We start from the raw sequence: 18556 nt of genomic DNA on the forward strand, positions 1-18556 counted from the left end.
TGCGGCGTATGGACTAAATCCATGCGCCTTTTTTCATGGGTGAGCGTATGAAACGCATGGCCTTAAACCTAAAGATAGACCAGCACATTATCTTACCTAGCGGGCGCGCTGCCCGTGTGCGGTACATATTCGCTGATGCGGTATTGCTGGAGTATCTGGACAACAAAGAGCGTTTACAGTTATCGCGCCTGTTTGCTGTTAAGCATTGGGGTGTGTGAAACAAGAAAGGAAGCCTGATATGGCGGAAGAAGCAAAACGCCCAGTTGGGCGACCGAGTGGATTTAAACAAGAGTATTTAGAAGCGGCAGCTCATTACCTTAAAGGCGGCTTTATTGAGTGCGGCGACAGAGTTCCGACTGTTGCGGGGCTTGCTTGTTTTATAGGAACGAGCAACCGGCAAGTGTGTCGATGGGCAAGTGAGCACGAAGAATTTCGTCATGCGTTAGAAGCGATCAAGACCGCTCAAGAGAAATTGTTAATTAACGGCGGGCTTAGCGGGGATTACAACGCAACGATTGTGAAGCTCATGCTTGCTAATCATGGTTACAGCGACAAAGTAGAAAACAACCATACAAGTTCAGACGGCAGCATGACGCCTGTTACTAAGATTGAGCTAGTTCCGAAGTCATGAGTACTGTTCAGGTTGAGTTGCCGCCAAAGATTGTCGAGATATTTAGCGAGCCTAGGGGTTCGTTGCGATATCGAGGTGCGTATGGCGGGCGTGGCAGCGGTAAGTCAATGGGCTTTGCCAAGATGGCCGCGATATGGGGGCTGATAGAGCCGCTTAGGTTTTTGTGTACACGCGAGTTTCAAAACTCAATCAAAGAGTCATTCCATGCCGAGCTAAAGACGGCGATTGAAAGTGAGCCGTGGCTCGCTGCGGCCTATGATGTGGGTATTGATTACATCCGCGGCGCAAATGGCACGGAGTTCATTTTTAAGGGCTTGCGTAACAACATTCAGTCCGTTAAGTCTTTGGCTCAAATTGACGTATGTATTGTCGAGGAAGCAGAAGATATTTCCGAGTCTGCGTGGGAAGTGTTAGAGCCGACGATACGCGCGCCGAAGTCTGAAATTTGGGTTATTTGGAACCCGAAAAAGAAGGGAAGCGCAACAGACAAGCGTTTCCGACAAAGCACGCCGCCACGTTCGTGCATTCTGCCGATGAACTATTCGGATAATCCGTTTTTCCCGGCAGAGCTTGAAGAGCAGCGGCGGCACGCCAAGGAAGTATTGGACCCTGCACGCTATGCTTGGATTTGGGAAGGTGCGTATTACGAGCTTTCCGATGCGCAAGTGTTCGCTGGTAAATACTTGATTGCTGATTTCGAGCCGTTACAGGGTTGGAATGGTCCTTATTACGGACTTGACTTTGGTTTTGCGAAAGACCCGACGGCAGCAGTCGAATGTTGGGTGGCAGATGGTCGTCTGTATATTCGGAAGGAAGCTGGCGGGGTTGGGCTTGAGCTGGATCACACTGCAAAAGAGTTGATTAACGCGATACCTGATATAGATAAGCATGTGATAAGGGCGGATAACGCGCGGCCTGAATCAATTAGCTATTTGCGCCGCCACGGTCTGCCTCGCATTACGGCAGTGGAAAAAGGTAAAGGCAGCGTAGAGGATGGTGTTGAACATATCAAGTCGTTTGAAAAGGTGATAATTCACCCGAGCTGTATGGAAGTTGAAAATGAGTTTAAGTTTTACAGCTATAAAACTGACCGCATGAGTGGTGATGTGCTGCCCGTACTTCTTGATGAATACAACCACTACATAGATGCTATACGCTATGCCTTGCAGCCGTTGATTAAGAATCGAGGCGAGGCCAAACAATTCAAAACAGGATTTATGTGATGTCTTATAAAACGCTACACCCTGAGTATAGCTTAATGCAATCCGAGTGGACGATGGCGACAGATGCGTTAATGGGCGAGTCTCAAATTAAACTGCGTGGCGAAACATATCTTCCGAGGACTGCCGGAATGATTAACGCGGCTAACTCTAACACAGTCGATGTCAATGCGTTATATCAGGCCTATAAAAGTCGAGCGCAATATCCTGAGTGGGTGCGTGATGCTGTGCGGTCGATGATTGGTTTGATTTCCCGGCTGCGGCCCAGCGCTGAGTTGGATCATCCGAAAATCAAAGGTATGGAGCATAACGCAACGGCGGATGGCTATCCTCTGCAACAGCTATTTTTACGCACCGTACAAGCCAATATCCGGAAAGGACGCTATGGTCTGCTTTGTGATGTCGATGATATGGGCTTGCCTTTTATCGCTACATACGACGCGGAAAGCATAATTAACTGGAAATTGACTGCCGGTGCAGATGGCCGCATGGATTTATCTTTGCTGGTATTGAAAGAGTCTGTGCCTAAGTCCGCTGATATGTACAGTCATGACACTAAGGACGAATATCTTGTGTACTGGCTGGAAAACGGCGCGTGCTATTCAAAGCGCATTGGTAATGATGGGCATGAGGTTGGCGAAGTGCGCAGCTTGGTAACGAGCGGCAATAATCCTCTTGGATTTATCCCGTTTGTTTTTAGCGGTGCTGTTGACAACGCCCCTGATGTGGATATTGTTCCGCTATCAACGATGATTAAGGCGGCGGTAAAGTCGTATCAAATCAGTGCGGACTATTTCCAAGAATTACACCTTACAGCGCACCCACAGCCGGTTATTACTGGGCAGGATTTAGAAACCGCCAATATGATTACCGGCCCGATGATGGCGTGGGTGCTGCCCAGTCCTGAAGCGCGGGCGTTCTACCTAGAGATTGGCGGAAACGGCATTGAGGCCAAACGCCAAGCGATGATAGAGCAGAAAAACGCTGCACTTGAAGCAGGCGCGCGCGTGATGGATGTTGGTGGTACCGAATCAGGAGAAGCACGCCTCGCCCGGCAAAATGATCAGTATGCGACCTTGCAAAGTATCGTTCGCAACAGCGCGGAAGCGATCGAACAATGTCTGCGCTACTTAGGCGAGTGGTACGGCCTGACGGTAGAGCAGGCCAATGAACAGCTTAAATTCCGCGTGGATTTGGATTTCAATAAGGTCATTGATACTACCATGCTGCAACAGTTGTTTAATGCGGCGCAAATGGGTATGGTTAGTCCTGAAACGGTTTGGGAGTACATGCAGACCGGCCAAATTCCGGAGCGTGGTTGGGATGACGAGCATGGACGAATTTTAGATGCGGGAATGAGCAATGGCGGACAATCTGAATGATTTGAGCATGCAAAGCGCAATCAGGCTTGAGGGGGTAAAAGAATACCTGTCGGCTGATATGCGCGAGCGTCTGTTATCCATGCGTGAACAAGTCAAGCGTGTGCTTGATGTAGATGACGAATTGTCAGATATGACACGCAAAGAGCTGCAGGATGTGCTGGATGAACTTGATGCAGTGCTTTTATCTGCCTTTGCTGTTGCGACAGATGGCTTAAAAAAAAACTTAACTGATTTGTCATTAATATTGGCAGATCACGAGGTTGCCGCACTTGGCGCATTGGGTGTGAATGTTAAGCAGCCGTCTGGCCTTGTGATTCAAACCTTGCTGAAATCGCGACCGCTATCAGTCGAGGGAATGACGACAGAACCACTGCTTGAACCGTTTATCAATGGGTTTTCCGCTAATCAGCGCATGCGTATTTCCGCTGCGATTAAGCAAGGTATCGCGCAAGGGCAAACTAACGCTCAAATCAGACAAAGGATTATCGGCACGAAAAAGGCCAATTACAATGATGGCATTGTCGGTGCTTCTTTCCGTTCCGCTGATGCTATTGTCCGCACTTCTGTGCAGCATGTTTCTAGCATGGTTCGGCAGGCTATGGCGGAAGAAAACCGCGATATTGTCGAGGGCGTGCAGATTGTCGCAACGCTTGATGGGCGAACATCCAGCTTGTGTCGATCGCTTGATGCCAAAATCTACCCGTTAGACAAAGGGCCGCGGCCGCCATTTCACGTTAATTGCCGCACGACAACCGCGCTGGTGCTGAAAAAAGAGTACCGAGGCCGTGAAATTGTCGGAACCCGGGCTAGTATGGGTGGGCAAGTATCTGATGGCCTAACCTATTATGACTGGTTAAAAACGCAATCGGCGGCGTTTCAGGACGAAGTATTGGGCGTTCAGCGCGGAAAGTTATTCCGTGATGGCGGTATTAGTGCGGCGAGGTTCGCCGAGTTGCAACTTGATAAAAAATTCCGCCCGCGCACGCTGGATGAATTGCGCGAACTGATTCCAACGGCTTTTAACAAGGCCGGACTTTAAAATTAATTTTCTTTTCTGCCCTGTGCATTACGCGCAGGGCTTTTTTATTGGGTAAAGCCCATGATTAACGTCTTTAGGAGACAAAATGAAATATCAAAACATGGTAATGAAACACGGTTATTGCAATACTGCCCATGAAGATGGTGTGGGTAGTGGTGCAGGTGGTACGCCACCTGAAACATTCACCGCCGAAGAAGTGGAAAAGCTGGTTTCAGAGCGTTTGAATGAAGCGGTAGCCGGCCTGAAAGCGAAGAACGGCGAAGTTATCGGCGACAACAAAAAGCTCAAGGAGCAGTTGGCGCAGTTTGACGGCATTGACCCGGCAGCAGTTAAAGCCATCTTGCAGCGTTTTTCGGATGATGAAGAAGCCAAGTTGATTGCCGAGGGCAAGATTGACGAGGTTTTGAATAAGCGTACCGAACGCATGAAAACCGCGCATGAGAAACAGTTGGCTGAAATGACCGCTAAAGTCGAAGCAGCCGAAGCGCGTGCGGCCAAGTTCACCGATCGTGTGCTTGGTGATGCGATTCGTGCCGCGGGTTCGGAAGCCGGTATTCACAAAACAGCCTTTGAAGATGCGATTTTCCGTGCCAAAACCGTGTTTGATATTGACGATGACGGCAATGCCGTAGCGAAAGACGGTGTTTTCGGCAAGGACGGCAAGCCGCTCACTTTAAAAGAGTGGTTTGGTGATATGCAGGAATCTGCGCCGCACTGGTTCCCAATGCCTCAAGGTGCGGGGGCGCGTGGCAGCGGAAGCTCGCAGCCCGGGCAGAAAAACCCGTGGAAGAAAGAAACTTTTAATCTGACTGAACAAGGCCAGATTTATCGTGAAAATCCTGAATTGGCGCGCCAACTGGCAGCTCAAGCAGGGCAAACTATTTAAGATAAGGAACTGAAAATATGGCAGCAACAAAAATTGCAAATGTGATTGTGCCTGAAGTATTTGCCAAGTACACCATTCAGCGCACGCGCGAAAAATCAGCTTTATTTCAAAGCGGCATCATCTCTGATATTCCGGAAGCGCAATTGATTGCACAGCGTGGCGGTGCCGGCATTGTCTTGCCGTACTGGAAAGACTTGGACGGCGATAGTGAGGTATTGGCTGACAACAAATCGCTTACTCCTACTAATATCGAAGCCGGGAAAGACGTGGCCGTCTTGCATGCGCGCGGTAAAGCGTGGGGGGTGAATGATTTGGCTACTGCTTTAAGTGGTGATGACCCTATGGGGGTGATCGCTAATCTGTCCGCTGATTACTGGAACCGCCAAATGCAGAAAATGCTTTTGGCGTCACTGAAAGGTGCGTTTTCAGTCGATGCCATGGCCTCGAATATTCACAACATTTCAGGTGGTTCCGGTGCGGCTGCTGTAATTGGCGGCGAGGCGATTGTGGACGCCGCCTATAAGTTGGGTGATGAGGTGAATCAAATCACCGCTATTGCTATGCACTCTGCAACTGCTGCGGTGTTGGCAAAACAAGGCTTGATCGAAACGGTGCGCGACGCAGACGGCGTCATCCTGTATCAGACCTACATGGATAAGCGCATCATTGTTGATGATGGCATGCCTAACGAGGGCGGTGTTTACACTACATACCTGTTTGGTGCCGGCGCAATCGGCTATGCGGAAGTTCCCGCACCTGTGCCGGTTGAAACCGATCGTGACAGCTTGGCAGGTGAAGATGTCTTCATTAACCGCCGCCACTTTATCTTGCACCCGCGCGGTATTAAGTGGGCAGGTGCGGCCGGTATCGCGCCTGATAATGCTGGACTGGCGACTAAGACAAACTGGTCTAAAGTGTACGACACTAAAGCCATCCGCATTGTCGCCTTGAAGCACAAAGTAACTGCCGCTTAATAGCGGTTTTTTTATATCCGCCAATCTTTCGGGGTTGGCGGTTATTTTTTGAGGATGATGATATGGGATTAGCAGCATTTAACCGCATGCGCCGTGAACAAGCAGAGGCTAAAGAGCGCGAGCAAGCAGAATTGCAGACAGAATTACAGCCGGTACCTAAAACAGTGGAAGAATTGAAAGCCGCTTTAGTTGAATTGGGCGTAGAAGTGCCTGATGGTGCGAAAAAAGCAGAATTGCAAGCCCTATATGCCGATGCAATGAAAAAAGACGAAAGCCCGGAAGATGGCGATTAACGTTTATATAACCGTTGCCGATGTCAGCGAGCGGATGGGTGGTGGGTGGTGGACTGATGTATCACCCGAACGCTCTGTTATGTTGGCTAATTTATGGCTGACAAGCCGTGGTGTTGTTTTCGGTGGTGAAGTGCCTGATGCCGTGAAGCAGGCTGGTGCGGAACTGGCTGTCTTGGCTGGTTCAGGGAAGCTCTACGCGGACAAGCAAGTCGGGCTATTGGCCGAAACCGTGCAAGCCGATTCAGTGAGTGTTTCGCAATCGTTTTCAGCGTCGGCCAAGTTGATAACCGCAGAGATGCAGATTATCGAGGCTTTAATTAAGCCTTATATCGGCATTGCCGGTAGCAATCCATTTGTTGTCCCGCTGGTGAGGATGTAATGAAAGCTACGATTCAAGCGAAACTGGCCGCCGCCTTATCCGGGAAACTGGCTGATGCTACGCAGCCGTTGACGTTAAAGCGTGTTGAAAAGACGGCGGATAAGGTGCGCGGCACGTTTACCGAGATGACAACAGAGTATGTCGGGCGCGGGGTCTGCCGTTTGTCGTGGGGAGCGCGTGAGGCCGCCGCGCTGAACATCCCGCAGACAGACGGTAAAGCTATCATCTTGCAGTCTGAAATAGACACTATCCCGCAATCAGGCGATTTAATCGACTTCGGCGATGGTTATTGCAAGGTGATTTTTGTGTGGCAAGACCCCGCGCGGGCGACATGGAAGCTGCAATACAGAAAGGCTTGATATGGCATGGGATAAGATGCCTGATATGTTTTCAGACTTGGTTCGCGAAGATGTAGACAAGCGTGTTAGGGGTTTTGCGATTACTTGCTTTCGCAGCATAGTTTTTAATTCACCGGTCGACCAAGGCAGATTTAAGGGAAGCCACATTATAAGTGTCGGCAATCCTGATTACACGGTAACAACCGCATTAGACAAGGCTGGTTCGATAACATTTCAAGCTGGTGTTGCTGTTATCAATAGCGTGCCGGTTGGCGGCATTAAAAAAATCTATATCCAAACCAATCTACCTTATGCAACGCGGCTTGAGAACGGTTGGAGTAAGCAGGCGGCTAATGGTATTTACGCCGTGTCCTTTAACTACGCAGTGCAGGCTTATAAATGACGGAATATCAGTTTAAGCAGGCGGTTTTATCTCTAATCTTGGGAGCAGGCATCGTTAATGATGCCCAAGTGGACGTACCGAACAGTAAGTCTTTCCGGCCGCCTGATGGCGTATGGTTACGGGTAGGATTTAGCGGTGCGCAAGGTGTGTTTTCCGGTTTCGGCAGCCGTCCTTGTACGCGCAGAACCGGCTTAATCATGCTTCAGTGCTTCACCTGTGCGGAAGAGTACACTAAGCCGCTTGACGAGCTTACAGATGCGCTTGTTGGCCTGTTAGAGTGGCATTTTGCTGATGGATATGAGCTTCAAGCTGCTGAAGTGATTGATGTGGGCGAAACGGAAAACGGAGCCTACTATCAGAAAAACGTAAACATTCCCTTTTTGATTAAAACAGCCGCCTGAATGGGCGGTTTTTATTTGGAGTAAAAACTATGAGTTCAGGCGCAAAACAAGTCCTTTATATTGTGGCCGAAACCGTTGCCGGTACTACGCCGGCATCACCAAAGTGGCTGACTTTACCATTTAAGACATCCAGTCTTGACGGTACCGTGAATAAAACTGATTCGGACACAATCGCAGATGGTCGATTGGGCCGCGGCGGCTTGCCGACAAGTATGGAAGTGGCCGGCGATATTCAGGTAAACGCGGCATTCGCCACTTATGATGATTTGTTGGCAGCGGCGTTTTTTAATAATTGGTCGTCTGAAACGCTTGCAATCGGTTCTATCCGAAAAACATTCAGCGCAGTGCGCGGTTATACGGACATTGCCAACTACCAAACATTTACCGGCTTACATGTTGCCAATTTCGCATTGGAAATTCCAGAAGAGGGCTTGGTAACGATGACTTTCGGCATGGCCGGGCTGAATCGTTCGCAAGCTAATAGCGTGCCGGCCGGAACTATTACGCCGCCCGTGCTGAATGAAGAATTTACCAATGTGGGTGTTGGTGAGCTGACTGTTGACGGCCAATCACTGAAAGGTGTTGCCTGTGTAACCGCATTCAGCTTTAACTTGGATAACGGCTTGCAGGTGCAACGTTGCCTAGGCAGCGGCTTGGCAGTTGGCAAGCAGCTTGAGGGCAAGGCCAAAGTAACCGGATCGTTTACCGTGGCTTGGAGTACGAAAGCAGCCGAGCTGTACGAGAAGAAATTCAACAACGGTAAAATTGCCCTGAAAATCCCGTTTGGCGACGGTGCCGGCAATCGTTATGAATTAAGCCTACCAGTTGTAACGATTAACGGTTCGCTGCCGAGTGGTGGAGCGGAAGAATTGCTGACTACGCAATTTGAATACACCGTCCAAGACCAATCGCCGATCCTCAAGCGCGTTACCGCATAACCTGATAGCCCTGCCTTAATCGGCGGGGCTTTAATTTTGGAGTAAAACATGGCCTTAAAGCTGAAGAAGAAACAGGAAATCGAAGCCCGCTGGGTAGATTATAAAGATGGCGACGAAACACTTGCCCGCTTTTTGATTAAACCGATCGAAGATAGCCGTTACCAAGTAGCGGTCGAGCGCAATCAAATCGGAACCCGTGCTGATGGCGTAACGATTGATAATATCGCCGATGACGCCCGCCCGTTTTTGGAAAAAGACGCCGAAGCCGTTGCCCGTTATCTGCTGGTAGATTGGGATGGTGTTGAAGATGCAGATGGCAATGCCATTAAATACAGCCCGGAAACCGCCTACGAAGTATTGACTAAAACACAAATCGGCTTGGTGCTGTGGGCGTGGATTAAAGAGCAAGCTGAGGCAATTCAGGCTGAAGCCTATAAAGACCGGGACGAACTGGTAAAAAAGCCGTTGAATGGTACAAATGGCAAACCGGTGGTTTCCAAAGCCTAAAAAAACGCAAGGTTTACGAGTATCTCAACATGGAGCCGCCGAAGCAGCCTGAATACTCGTATCTTGCCGATTGGTTTTTTTTCGCTTTTGAGCAAATCAGCCGGGCGCGCCGGTATGAGCAGGGTATAGCTCTACCGTTGCGCTTGGTTGATATTACCGCTTTCGCTGAATGCGAGGATATGCCGGTAAGCAGAAGCATTCTGAACCGTGTGATTTTCGCTATTGACGACGTGGAGCTTGCCCGTATGCGGAAAAAATAAAGTCTATTTTAGTTTCATAGCAAAATACCCGAAAGTTCGCAGCTTTCGGGTATTTCTGTATTCAAACCTTTGACACAGAAAGATTGAATAGTTGTATGGATTGTAACATATATTTTAATTCCATCAAGGAGTTAATTGTGGAATATGGATTATTTTCAGTTGCATTGGCTTGCGGGTGCTTGATATTGATTTGGCGGTTGCCAGAGATTATTCGCGCATGGAAAGAATAGGGGGCGGTTGTAACGTAACCGTCTATTCCAAAACTTACCCAATTGTATTAAAATTTAGCTTTACTCACTTTAACAAATGGGGGCGAGATGAAGAAAATAACAGTGATTTCGGGTGAGTTGGCAGCAGGTGAATATGAATACAACAACATTATGATAAAGGCTGATAAAAAGAGCATTCGACTGGCTACTGATGTTGTTGGCTATTCGATTTCTAGCGATGGGAACATCGTTTTGTCGTTGAAAAAGTATAAGACGCTTACTATTGAAAATAATGATGACTTTTTGGGAATCATTAAAATAAATTTGGAAAATGCTAAACCTGAGGATAAGTCCATTGCCAATGTAGGCTGGACAATATTAATTTTAGGGTTGTTGCTGACATACGGTTTATATTCTTGTGGAACGCGTTCCACATCTGGCATTGTTAAGGATAATGCAATAGGTTCATACCCGGAATCAGCCTTTCCAAAGCTATATGCGAAATGGGGGGCAGATGGAGTTAAAAGAATTATTGCCAATGATAAAGCTGCGGCAGCGTATGCAGCACGATCAGGGAAATGTGATGTAGTTGAATTTGTAGCATTTTCGGAAAGAAGCTTATATCCGCATCGAATTGTTAGTTTTGTAGATTGTAGAAATGGCACACGTATTTACTACGATTCTAGTATGGTTAATAAGTAAGGTTGTCATAAAATGAATAAATTTTTAATAGCCATTGCGTTGCCAATATTATTTCTATTAAATGCATGTAGCCATAATTCTTATAATACTACGCCTCATCAAGTGGATACTGGCTGGTCTTCAGGAACTTGGTCATCATCTACTTATGAAGGTAGCACTTATAAACCTGTTAGAGTAAAAGGCTATTATCGTAAGGATGGAACTTACGTTAAACCTCATACGCGAAGCAGGCCAAGCCGAAGAAGGTAAATTTATACACTTTTGGTCGAGAGGGTGAGGAATACAACACCCCGTAACAGGGGGAATAACTCCAGCCTATCTTGTGGGGGGCTTTCGAACCTCTCGACCGCCCAATCCGCCTAGTGCGGATTTTTTATTGCATAAAATAAAAAGATTGGGTATATTGCGCGCATGAGGTGTCGTAGCCTTATGTAAAAGCGGTAATCACCCCGTAAGCGTGATTTTTTTGCGTCCATAGATAATGTGTCATGGTTCTCTCTCCTCAATATCATGACCGTTTCCTTTATGGCCGAGAGGGCGAGGAATAAAATACCCCACAGGGGAAATAACTCCACCCTTCTTTTACAGGGCTACGAACCTCTTGGCCGCCCATTTGGGTAAATTTCGTAGATATGTAAAGGAAACATCATGAACGCAATCAGTATCGACTTTGCACAATTCGTGCAAATCCATCATTCCACCCCGATCACTACAAGTGAATTTATCGCCAAAGCGTTTGGCAAAAACCATAAAGACGTTTTGCGTAAAATTGATGAAATTCGCACGCAAGTCGTTGATTCTTTCGAGAAGCGCAATTTTGCGCCGCTAGAGAAAAAAGTAAAAAGCAACCTTGGCAATGGGCATTATACAACTAGAGCCTACGAACTAACCAAAGACGGCTTTATGCTCTTGGTGATGGGCTTCACGGGTAAAGATGCAATGGCTATTAAAGTAGCCTATATCGAAGCCTTTAATGCAATGGCCGAGAAGATTAAGCAGTTGGAAGCGCAGCCGGTTCAGTTGCCGCACATTATCGGCGAGGAACAGGCGGCACAAATCAGCAAGGCGGTATTGGCAAGATGCAGCCGCACGGGCGAAAGCTGGCAAAAAGTGTATCACGGCTTGCATGATTACTTAGGCGTGGATAGCTACCACAACATACCGTTTTCGATGTACCACACGGCCATAAGGTATCTGAACAGTATCGACAATGCGCCCGAACTATTTACACCGGAGCCAAAGCCTGAACCACGCGAACCAAAGCCAAACTTTGAGGTTGTCAACGGACGGCGCGTGAAGTACACCCTAAACCTGAACATTAAGCAGTTTGACGACAACGAAGAAGTCTACTTTATCAAAGTGCAAACAGGAAAAATCACCGAAATGCAGTCTTTCCGGCCAAGTAACGCACGGCTGGAAAAGACTAACTAAATAAGGCAAAGACCCCGTGAAAGCGGGGTTTGCTATGAAAGTTTACAAGTATAGCTTTAACGGTTAAGATAGCTAAACTATGATACAGCCAAAAACGAAATCTGAAGAATTATTTAGAAAAATTGAGGCGCTATACGAGCAAGATAAGCCGGTTTTGCCGCTTCAAATACAACGCTTAAAACAAGACGTTATTAAGAGTGTTTTTTCTGAGAGCGTTGGTTTGGGGCATGTGCTTTATGGGCTGATTACCGGCTTGGAAAATAAGCCTGATGAAATCGCATCGCGCTATCGACAAGCGCAACACTATCTTAATGATTGCCTTATTACGCATATGAATTTTATGACGGCATTTAAATATGTTGGTCAATATCATGAAGCGGGAAGGGCTTTTGAGGCTGCATTCGAGACGGTAGATCCTAGCAACCCATTCCAACTTAGATGTATGATATCCCATGCTGCGAGGCTTGGTTTTTATAAAAAAGGGCAAACAGCCATAGAGTTGTTGCAAAAGCTCAACGAAGTTCCTGATACTGCTGAGCGGGCAACTCTAAAAAGTTTGGAGGATTTCTCCATGAAGGAGCAAGAGCTTACTGGTTTGATTGCACAGATTTTGTCTTTTCTGCACAGTAAAGGTATTCATAAGCGCCTTAACCATATAGAAACTTCTCATCTTTGTGAAGATGGTGAGAATTTCCATGTTTATTCAGTTCTGCTTGATGGCCAAGAACCGGAAGAAATCGCACAATATCAATACGAATGCGATAATGTATTAGCTGATTTTGCTAATGAGAAAGGTATTGATTTAAGCAATTTTGTTGTCAATATTTTGCCAATTGAGGCTTAATCATGATTAAGCCTTCAGACCTAATTGATTTTTCCAAAAAGCAGTCTAATGCGTCCGATGAAGTTGCACGCCGTTGTGGTATTCATGCAGCTTATTATGCTTTGTATCATGATGCACTTGAATGGGCAGAACAAAATGGCTTCTGCTTTAACGGTGGTGAAAGTAAGCATAAACAGGTGCGTGATTTTTTTGAAGGGCATCAAGATCGCAGGGCAAAAGCTGTTGGGCATATTTTGAAAGCAGCTATTACCAAGCGAATTCTTGCTGATTACCATTTGGAAAAAGATGTGGGGCAGGCAGAGTTAAAAACACATCAATATCATTGCCAAATGGGTATGCAGGATTTGAATAGCTTGAAAAAAGCATGTGATGAATCAAATAAAACTGCCTAGTAGCCTAATATTGGTTTATTAAAACCCCGCTGATGCGGGGTTTTTTACGCCGTCTGAAACAGGCGGCTTTTTTATGGATAACAGATAGCAAAAAGCCCTGAAAGGCGGGAATCTTTCAGGGCTTTTCTACATTAACTTAATACGAGTAAGTCAATGAATAGGAAAGATTATAGCAAAACAAAAATGGAATTGCACCCTAGGGAGGGTATGAAATTGGAAATGTACACAAGCCCATTTGTCCGCGCTTGCATTGGCATTGCCGTGTTGTTGGTAGCCTCAGGGTTGCTTGCTTTGATGGTTACACCTTTGATTTATGCCTTGAAGTAGGCCGTCTGATTATTTTTCAGACGGCTTTTTTATTGGAGTTGGAATATGGCCGAACAGAAATCACGCTTAGTAGTGGAAATCAGCGCGGAACATGCCGAACGGGCAATTGCGCGCTTGAAAAAAGAGCTGCAAGGGCTGACTGAAAACGGACAAATATCATCTGCCAAGGTTCGGCAGCTTGGCGAAGATGCCTATGCGCAAACCGGTAAGCTGGACGCGATGGCACGGTCTGTAAAGCAGCTTGCTGCGTCTTATTTGTCATTCCAATTGGTACAGAACGGTATTGCCCGGGCGGATGCTTATACCGGATTACAAAACCGCTTGCGTCTTGTTACCGATTCAACGGAAGAGCTGAATGCGGCGATAGACGAAACCTACAAGATTGCACAGCGTACGCGCGGATCGTGGGATGGAACGGTTCAGGTGTATCAGCGATTTGCACAGAATGCGGATAAGCTGAATCTGTCAATGAAAGATGTCGCGCGGGTTACTGAAACTGTTAACAAGGCCGTTGCGATGTCAGGTGCTTCGGCCGCTGGTGCGGAAGCTGCCTTGTTCCAGTTTGGTCAAGCGTTGGCAAGTGGCGTGTTGCGTGGCGACGAGTTTAACTCAATGGCAGAGCAAACGCCTGCGGTTATGGATGCATTGGCAAAAGGTCTTGGCGTTACCCGTGGCGAGCTGCGGGCAATGGCGGCTGATGGCAAGTTAACAGCAGAAACGGTAACACAAGCGTTATTAAGCGTGTCGTCATCGGTAGATTCTGATTTTGCTAAAACCACGGCGGCAGTAAGTCAATCGTTTGCAATGTTCGGCGATGCTCTTACTAAGTGGGTTGGTGAGATGGATAAGGCCACCGGTGCATCATCTGTTTTGGCTGCCGGTATTTCGTTGTTGGCTGGCAATATTAACGCGCTGGCACTTGGCGCAACTGCCGGCGGATTAGCAATGCTTGCCCCGCGCTTGGTTGCAGTTACGGCGGCTGCCGGCGGTGCGAGTACGGCACTATTTACGATGCGCGGCGCATTGGTTGCAGTGCAAGCCGCATTAACCGGCCCCGCCGGTATAGCATTGGCTGTTTTTGGCGCCGCCGCCGCTTACGATCATTTTGTGGATAGCAATGAAGATTTGGCGGCAAAGATTGATAGTCGTACCAATCCGGCTTTGAAAGAGTTACAAAAAGAGTTTGATAAGCTAGATAAGCGCGGCAAGGAACTTAAGCTTGAGGAAGTTGGCAAAGCTGCAGAAGAAGTTTCTGAAGCAATGGAAACATTGCGTAAACGATTAAGTGGCGGATGGGAGCATAACAAGCCGCTTGATGGTGTGATTAAGCAGTTTTTAGACGGCAAGATCGCCATTGATGATCTAGACGCCGCCATGTTGAATCATGGCGTTAGCTCTGAAAAGACCCGTGCGAAAGTGATGGAGCTGGCGAGTGCCTATGATAAAGGCCGAGTAAGCGCAGAGGACTTAAAAACACAGCAAAAATATCTGAACGGCGAAATATCCGACATGCAGAATGCCGCCGGCAAGGCGGGTGCCGGTGTTGACGGCTTGGCTAACAAACTGGACGACTATGCTGCAAAGGTTAAGGCTGCCCACGAGGAAACACAAAAGCTATTTGACCGTTGGGCGAGTGCTGACCGAAACAATGCCCGAGTGTTGGAATTGATGAAGCAGCACAACGTACCTCAAACGGTTGCCAAGCGTATGGCCGAGGCAGAGACGGCGGCGGTTGGTGGCGGCGATCATGCTGTATTTATGGCTAGGTTTAAGGCATGGAAAGAAGCCGAAGCTGCCTTAAAGGTGCAGTCTGAAATCGCTAATATCGAAAAGCAGCGGAATGAATCGGAAAGGGCAGCGACAAAACAAACCAAAACCCGAACTGCCGAGCTTGAAAAGCAGCGGAAGATTTTAGAAAAAACCGCCTATCAATCGCCTTATAGCGGTAATTACCGTATCAGCAGCGGCATGGGTGCGCGCAATACCGGTATTAAAGGCGCATCGACCAATCACCGGGGTGTAGATGTCGCGATGCCGGTAGGTACGCCGTTAAAAGCAATGGCAGACGGAACGGTTACAACACACATGCAGAACGGCGGTAAGAGCGGCTATGGTCTGTATGTGAAAATCCAGTATGACGACGGCAGCAGCAGCTTGTACGGCCATTTGAGCGAGTTTCTAGCCAAGAGCGGCCAACGTGTTAAGGCGGGAGAAGTTGTAGCGTTGTCCGGGAATAGCGGAACCAGTAGCGGCCCTCATGCCCATATTGAAAACCGTGATGCAAAAGGCAATTTGCGGGATTTTCGCAAGGTTGTCGGCACACAGGCAGCATCTGATGAAATGAGCCAAGTCCAAGCCAAGCGTCGAGAGCGCGAGGATGAGGCTAAGACAAAAATGGAGATGGTGCAGCGGCAGTATGACGCATATCTCTTAAAGATGCGCGAAGAAGTCGCTACGTTGGGTGTGAAAACCGAGTATGCCCGCCTTGAAGCGCAAATCAAAGTAGGTATGTATGCCGATTTGTCGCCTAAACAGCAAGAAGCCATGCTAAACGAGGCCAAAATCCGTGATGAAGCGGTGAAGAAAAACGAGGTGGCTGAAAAATATAAAGAGCTGATCGAGCAAATCACCGGTAGTAAAGCTATTGAAGAATATCAGGTGAAAGTTGCTATGTTGTCGCAGGCATGGGAAGAGGGAAAAATCAGTGCGGAGCAGTACCAGTTAGCTGTATTGAAACTTCCAAAGCCTGATCAGATGAAAGACCCGAATGACTATTTGGGCGGCGCGATGGATGGAATTGTGAGTTATCAAAACCAAATCGGAACGGTTCGCAAACAGGTTGAAGATATGGTTGTCGGCTCTCTAGGTACGATGGAAAACGCTTTAGTTGATTTCGCGACATCTGGGAAACTTAGCTTTAAAGACATGACGGCCAGCATACTAAAAGATTTATCCCGTATGTTGATCCGCATGGCCTTGGTTCGAGCTTTACAAGCCGCAATCGGTGGAAGTGGTTACTTTGATGCCGGCGGCGGCGGGCATTGGTCATCTATCAAAGTCGGCGGAACATATTCCGACGGTGGCTATACAGGGCCGGGCGGAAAGTACGAGCCGGCAGGTATCGTGCATCGTGGCGAAGTGGTTTTCTCGCAAGAAGATGTGCGGCGTTTCGGCGGTGTTGATCGTGTTGAAGCTATGCGTTTGCGCGGTTACGCGAGTGGCGGAATTGTCGGGCAGCCATCTGCTAAAGGGCAGGGATTGGGCGGCAACACCGTGATAAACGTTACCGTAAACCGAGACGGCTCGGCGGAATCTGATGTTCAAAGTGACATAGAAACCGGCAAGGCATTGGCATCTTTTGTTAAAGGACAAATTGAAGAGTGGGCTTACAGCAATATCGCGAGGCCGGGAGGTAAATATTATCGTGGTTGATGAATAAAGAAATTTGGTGTCGTTATGGTGAGTTTCAAAAGATGCACATCACGGATTTTTGGTGTGCCACCATAGCGGCATAGACCAAAGCAAAACCCCGCAGACTTGGGCAGGTCTTGCGGGGTTTCTGTATTTAACCTTACTGAACTAAGGGAAAATCATAGATGAATTATAAACCAAAACATCAAGTAAAGGTAGATGGAAAGATGAATGCTAAAGATGCAGGAATTGTCGGTAAGCGACTGGCAAATGCAGCAATCATATTTGCCACCTTGACTGGGATGGCGGCTTTATTAGCAGCTATTGCACAGTTCTACAAATAACTATCTTACATATTCCAAAAAAATAAATATTGCATTAACATACATAGTTACTCACCTTATGAATATGTATAAAAAATGCCATTAAAAGTCAACATTAAAACAATTGGGAAAAGGCTACAAACGCACGTTACGATAAAAGACGGCAGCAAGGTTGTTTTTAAAACAACATTCGGTGCGTTGATATTGGAACATTGCTTGTCCGGTTCAGGTAAATACTGGGTAGCAAACTTTGCCAATAGCTCGCACGAAGATTCGGGCAAAACCTTTATTTTCAGCCTGCCTTGTGGTGAGCAAATCTTTGAGGGCTATACAGAGGGCGGATTTATACAGTCCTTCCAGTTTACAGATGATGACCGACTATTTGCCAAATATCAGTACGGCCTTTTTGAATTAGACTTTGCCGGAAAGTTGGTTGAGCGTAGGGCATACCTGCAAAAGATGCTGGAAGAGGCCGGCACGGATTTAATTTATAGCGCTGATTGGTATCTGCAAGAATATGACTATAGCCCTGAAGCCATGCAGAAAATGTGCGATGCGATGGATAGAGCCTTTAACAAGCTGATACATGAATATCATGGCAAAACATGGGGAGCCAGTGCATTACGCGTAAAAGGCGAGCTGCTGGAAAAGCTAGGCAAGGATGAAGAAGCCTTACAGGCATACACCGATGCCCTGTACCTAAATGGCAAGGTTGGTGTTAAAAACAAAGCTAAGGCCATTTATCGGCGGCTTGGAATAGAGCAAGGTACATATCAGCCGACTAGGTTGGTTAAGATTTTCGCTTGCGAAAACGATATATCGTCGAACGAACAGAAGCAGCGGCAGCAGCAAGAGCGCGAAGATTTTTTCTTGGAAAATGCCAAAAGGCAACGGCAACAGGTTTTGGCTGAACGGCATAGAGAAAAGTACGCCAAAACGCACCCGCCAAAAGTGAATAAGGTAATGAATAGGCTATTAAGAGCATTAATAGTTTTATCTGGTATTGCACTGGTTTATTTAGTTTTAAGTGGGGGATAAAGTAATGATTGAAATAGTAATGGCTCCATTGTTTAATTTATTGAAATTGTGTGTTTTGTTTATTATTATTGACTATACCGTTTATTACGGCGGAATGTATATTTACCGGGAATTAACCGGAGCTTCAAAATGGGAAGCAAGGGATAAATTCCGGTTTTCCGGCAGAATAACCGCTGCCATCATTTGTAGCATAGTAGCGTATTTCATTTTTTAGTTGGCATCACTTTT

At 47.2% G+C, this 18556-nt stretch carries 22 protein-coding genes; all 22 read left to right on the forward strand.

Features of this window, described 5'->3' with window-relative positions; genetic code table 11:
- The first annotated feature begins 47 nt into the window (after window positions 1-47).
- Window positions 48-218, forward strand: coding sequence for a hypothetical protein (locus LVJ86_RS04350; protein ID WP_161796045.1), 171 nt, complete (start codon window positions 48-50; stop codon window positions 216-218).
- A 20-nt stretch (window positions 219-238) separates the two neighbouring features.
- Window positions 239-631 (forward strand): terminase small subunit, encoded by a 393-nt coding sequence (locus tag LVJ86_RS04355; protein ID WP_047760493.1) that lies wholly within the window; start codon window positions 239-241, stop codon window positions 629-631.
- A complete protein-coding gene (locus LVJ86_RS04360) occupies window positions 628-1854 on the forward strand; it encodes a PBSX family phage terminase large subunit (RefSeq protein WP_047760492.1) in 1227 nt (408 codons plus the stop codon). The genes LVJ86_RS04355 and LVJ86_RS04360 overlap by 4 nt, the downstream gene beginning before the upstream one ends.
- Window positions 1854-3233 (forward strand): DUF4055 domain-containing protein, encoded by a 1380-nt coding sequence (locus LVJ86_RS04365; RefSeq protein ID WP_047760491.1) that lies wholly within the window; start codon window positions 1854-1856, stop codon window positions 3231-3233. Before LVJ86_RS04360 ends, LVJ86_RS04365 begins: the two co-directional genes overlap by 1 nt.
- Window positions 3214-4272: a phage minor head protein gene (locus tag LVJ86_RS04370; protein ID WP_047760490.1), complete on the forward strand. Its 1059-nt coding sequence runs from the start codon at window positions 3214-3216 to the stop codon at window positions 4270-4272. The genes LVJ86_RS04365 and LVJ86_RS04370 overlap by 20 nt, the downstream gene beginning before the upstream one ends.
- An 85-nt stretch (window positions 4273-4357) precedes the next feature.
- Window positions 4358-5158, forward strand: a complete 801-nt coding sequence (locus LVJ86_RS04375; protein ID WP_047760489.1) for a hypothetical protein — start codon at window positions 4358-4360, stop codon at window positions 5156-5158.
- 17 nt (window positions 5159-5175) lie between these two features.
- Window positions 5176-6132, forward strand: coding sequence for a major capsid protein (locus tag LVJ86_RS04380; RefSeq protein WP_047760488.1), 957 nt, complete (start codon window positions 5176-5178; stop codon window positions 6130-6132).
- Window positions 6133-6194: 62 nt separating this feature from the next.
- Window positions 6195-6425: a HeH/LEM domain-containing protein gene (locus LVJ86_RS04385; RefSeq protein ID WP_047760487.1), complete on the forward strand. Its 231-nt coding sequence runs from the start codon at window positions 6195-6197 to the stop codon at window positions 6423-6425.
- Window positions 6415-6804 carry a hypothetical protein gene (locus LVJ86_RS04390; RefSeq protein WP_047760486.1) on the forward strand — a complete coding sequence of 130 codons (390 nt, stop codon included), beginning with the start codon at window positions 6415-6417 and terminating at the stop codon, window positions 6802-6804. Before LVJ86_RS04385 ends, LVJ86_RS04390 begins: the two co-directional genes overlap by 11 nt.
- Window positions 6804-7163: a hypothetical protein gene (locus tag LVJ86_RS04395; protein ID WP_047760485.1), complete on the forward strand. Its 360-nt coding sequence runs from the start codon at window positions 6804-6806 to the stop codon at window positions 7161-7163. Before LVJ86_RS04390 ends, LVJ86_RS04395 begins: the two co-directional genes overlap by 1 nt.
- A 1-nt stretch (window position 7164) precedes the next feature.
- Window positions 7165-7545, forward strand: a complete 381-nt coding sequence (locus tag LVJ86_RS04400) for a hypothetical protein (RefSeq protein WP_047760484.1) — start codon at window positions 7165-7167, stop codon at window positions 7543-7545.
- A complete protein-coding gene (locus LVJ86_RS04405; RefSeq protein ID WP_047760483.1) occupies window positions 7542-7946 on the forward strand; it encodes a phage tail terminator-like protein in 405 nt (134 codons plus the stop codon). The genes LVJ86_RS04400 and LVJ86_RS04405 overlap by 4 nt, the downstream gene beginning before the upstream one ends.
- A gap of 29 nt (window positions 7947-7975) precedes the next feature.
- Window positions 7976-8884: a phage tail tube protein gene (locus LVJ86_RS04410; protein ID WP_047760482.1), complete on the forward strand. Its 909-nt coding sequence runs from the start codon at window positions 7976-7978 to the stop codon at window positions 8882-8884.
- 48 nt (window positions 8885-8932) lie between these two features.
- Window positions 8933-9391, forward strand: coding sequence for a hypothetical protein (locus tag LVJ86_RS04415; RefSeq protein WP_047760481.1), 459 nt, complete (start codon window positions 8933-8935; stop codon window positions 9389-9391).
- 29 nt (window positions 9392-9420) lie between these two features.
- Window positions 9421-9651: a hypothetical protein gene (locus LVJ86_RS04420; RefSeq protein ID WP_047760480.1), complete on the forward strand. Its 231-nt coding sequence runs from the start codon at window positions 9421-9423 to the stop codon at window positions 9649-9651.
- Window positions 9652-9968: 317 nt separating this feature from the next.
- Complete coding sequence (locus LVJ86_RS04425; protein ID WP_053008304.1) at window positions 9969-10562, forward strand: hypothetical protein; 594 nt, start codon at window positions 9969-9971, stop codon at window positions 10560-10562.
- 648 nt (window positions 10563-11210) lie between these two features.
- A complete protein-coding gene (locus tag LVJ86_RS04430) occupies window positions 11211-11993 on the forward strand; it encodes a Rha family transcriptional regulator (RefSeq protein WP_053008303.1) in 783 nt (260 codons plus the stop codon).
- A 79-nt stretch (window positions 11994-12072) separates the two neighbouring features.
- Entirely contained in the window at window positions 12073-12837 is a 765-nt protein-coding gene (locus LVJ86_RS04435) for a hypothetical protein (RefSeq protein ID WP_047760479.1), read from the forward strand.
- A 2-nt stretch (window positions 12838-12839) separates the two neighbouring features.
- A complete protein-coding gene (locus tag LVJ86_RS04440) occupies window positions 12840-13229 on the forward strand; it encodes a hypothetical protein (RefSeq protein ID WP_047760478.1) in 390 nt (129 codons plus the stop codon).
- 372 nt (window positions 13230-13601) lie between these two features.
- Window positions 13602-16988 carry a tape measure protein gene (locus LVJ86_RS04445; RefSeq protein ID WP_053008302.1) on the forward strand — a complete coding sequence of 1129 codons (3387 nt, stop codon included), beginning with the start codon at window positions 13602-13604 and terminating at the stop codon, window positions 16986-16988.
- Between the two features lie 164 nt (window positions 16989-17152).
- The gene (locus tag LVJ86_RS04450; RefSeq protein WP_200900161.1) at window positions 17153-17311 is read left to right on the forward strand and encodes a hypothetical protein; all 159 of its coding nucleotides are present in this window, start codon (window positions 17153-17155) and stop codon (window positions 17309-17311) included.
- 75 nt (window positions 17312-17386) lie between these two features.
- On the forward strand, window positions 17387-18328 hold the full coding sequence (locus tag LVJ86_RS04455; protein WP_047760477.1) for a YfgM family protein: 942 nt from the start codon (window positions 17387-17389) through the stop codon (window positions 18326-18328).
- Window positions 18329-18556: the final 228 nt, after the last annotated feature.

It is taken from the genome of Neisseria arctica (genome assembly GCF_022870905.1).
Classification (GTDB): domain Bacteria; phylum Pseudomonadota; class Gammaproteobacteria; order Burkholderiales; family Neisseriaceae; genus Neisseria; species Neisseria arctica.

What these genes read in the sequence shown, in the direction of transcription:
- LVJ86_RS04350 (WP_161796045.1), top strand. Translation starts at nt 48, where the DNA reads ATGAAACGCATGGCCTTAAACCTAAAGATAGACCAGCACATTATCTTA.
- LVJ86_RS04355 (WP_047760493.1), top strand. Translation starts at nt 239, where the DNA reads ATGGCGGAAGAAGCAAAACGCCCAGTTGGGCGACCGAGTGGATTTAAA.
- LVJ86_RS04360 (WP_047760492.1), top strand. Translation starts at nt 628, where the DNA reads ATGAGTACTGTTCAGGTTGAGTTGCCGCCAAAGATTGTCGAGATATTT.
- LVJ86_RS04365 (WP_047760491.1), top strand. Translation starts at nt 1,854, where the DNA reads ATGTCTTATAAAACGCTACACCCTGAGTATAGCTTAATGCAATCCGAG.
- LVJ86_RS04370 (WP_047760490.1), top strand. Translation starts at nt 3,214, where the DNA reads ATGGCGGACAATCTGAATGATTTGAGCATGCAAAGCGCAATCAGGCTT.
- LVJ86_RS04375 (WP_047760489.1), top strand. Translation starts at nt 4,358, where the DNA reads ATGAAATATCAAAACATGGTAATGAAACACGGTTATTGCAATACTGCC.
- LVJ86_RS04380 (WP_047760488.1), top strand. Translation starts at nt 5,176, where the DNA reads ATGGCAGCAACAAAAATTGCAAATGTGATTGTGCCTGAAGTATTTGCC.
- LVJ86_RS04385 (WP_047760487.1), top strand. Translation starts at nt 6,195, where the DNA reads ATGGGATTAGCAGCATTTAACCGCATGCGCCGTGAACAAGCAGAGGCT.
- LVJ86_RS04390 (WP_047760486.1), top strand. Translation starts at nt 6,415, where the DNA reads ATGGCGATTAACGTTTATATAACCGTTGCCGATGTCAGCGAGCGGATG.
- LVJ86_RS04395 (WP_047760485.1), top strand. Translation starts at nt 6,804, where the DNA reads ATGAAAGCTACGATTCAAGCGAAACTGGCCGCCGCCTTATCCGGGAAA.
- LVJ86_RS04400 (WP_047760484.1), top strand. Translation starts at nt 7,165, where the DNA reads ATGGCATGGGATAAGATGCCTGATATGTTTTCAGACTTGGTTCGCGAA.
- LVJ86_RS04405 (WP_047760483.1), top strand. Translation starts at nt 7,542, where the DNA reads ATGACGGAATATCAGTTTAAGCAGGCGGTTTTATCTCTAATCTTGGGA.
- LVJ86_RS04410 (WP_047760482.1), top strand. Translation starts at nt 7,976, where the DNA reads ATGAGTTCAGGCGCAAAACAAGTCCTTTATATTGTGGCCGAAACCGTT.
- LVJ86_RS04415 (WP_047760481.1), top strand. Translation starts at nt 8,933, where the DNA reads ATGGCCTTAAAGCTGAAGAAGAAACAGGAAATCGAAGCCCGCTGGGTA.
- LVJ86_RS04420 (WP_047760480.1), top strand. Translation starts at nt 9,421, where the DNA reads ATGGAGCCGCCGAAGCAGCCTGAATACTCGTATCTTGCCGATTGGTTT.
- LVJ86_RS04425 (WP_053008304.1), top strand. Translation starts at nt 9,969, where the DNA reads ATGAAGAAAATAACAGTGATTTCGGGTGAGTTGGCAGCAGGTGAATAT.
- LVJ86_RS04430 (WP_053008303.1), top strand. Translation starts at nt 11,211, where the DNA reads ATGAACGCAATCAGTATCGACTTTGCACAATTCGTGCAAATCCATCAT.
- LVJ86_RS04435 (WP_047760479.1), top strand. Translation starts at nt 12,073, where the DNA reads ATGATACAGCCAAAAACGAAATCTGAAGAATTATTTAGAAAAATTGAG.
- LVJ86_RS04440 (WP_047760478.1), top strand. Translation starts at nt 12,840, where the DNA reads ATGATTAAGCCTTCAGACCTAATTGATTTTTCCAAAAAGCAGTCTAAT.
- LVJ86_RS04445 (WP_053008302.1), top strand. Translation starts at nt 13,602, where the DNA reads ATGGCCGAACAGAAATCACGCTTAGTAGTGGAAATCAGCGCGGAACAT.
- LVJ86_RS04450 (WP_200900161.1), top strand. Translation starts at nt 17,153, where the DNA reads ATGAATTATAAACCAAAACATCAAGTAAAGGTAGATGGAAAGATGAAT.
- LVJ86_RS04455 (WP_047760477.1), top strand. Translation starts at nt 17,387, where the DNA reads ATGCCATTAAAAGTCAACATTAAAACAATTGGGAAAAGGCTACAAACG.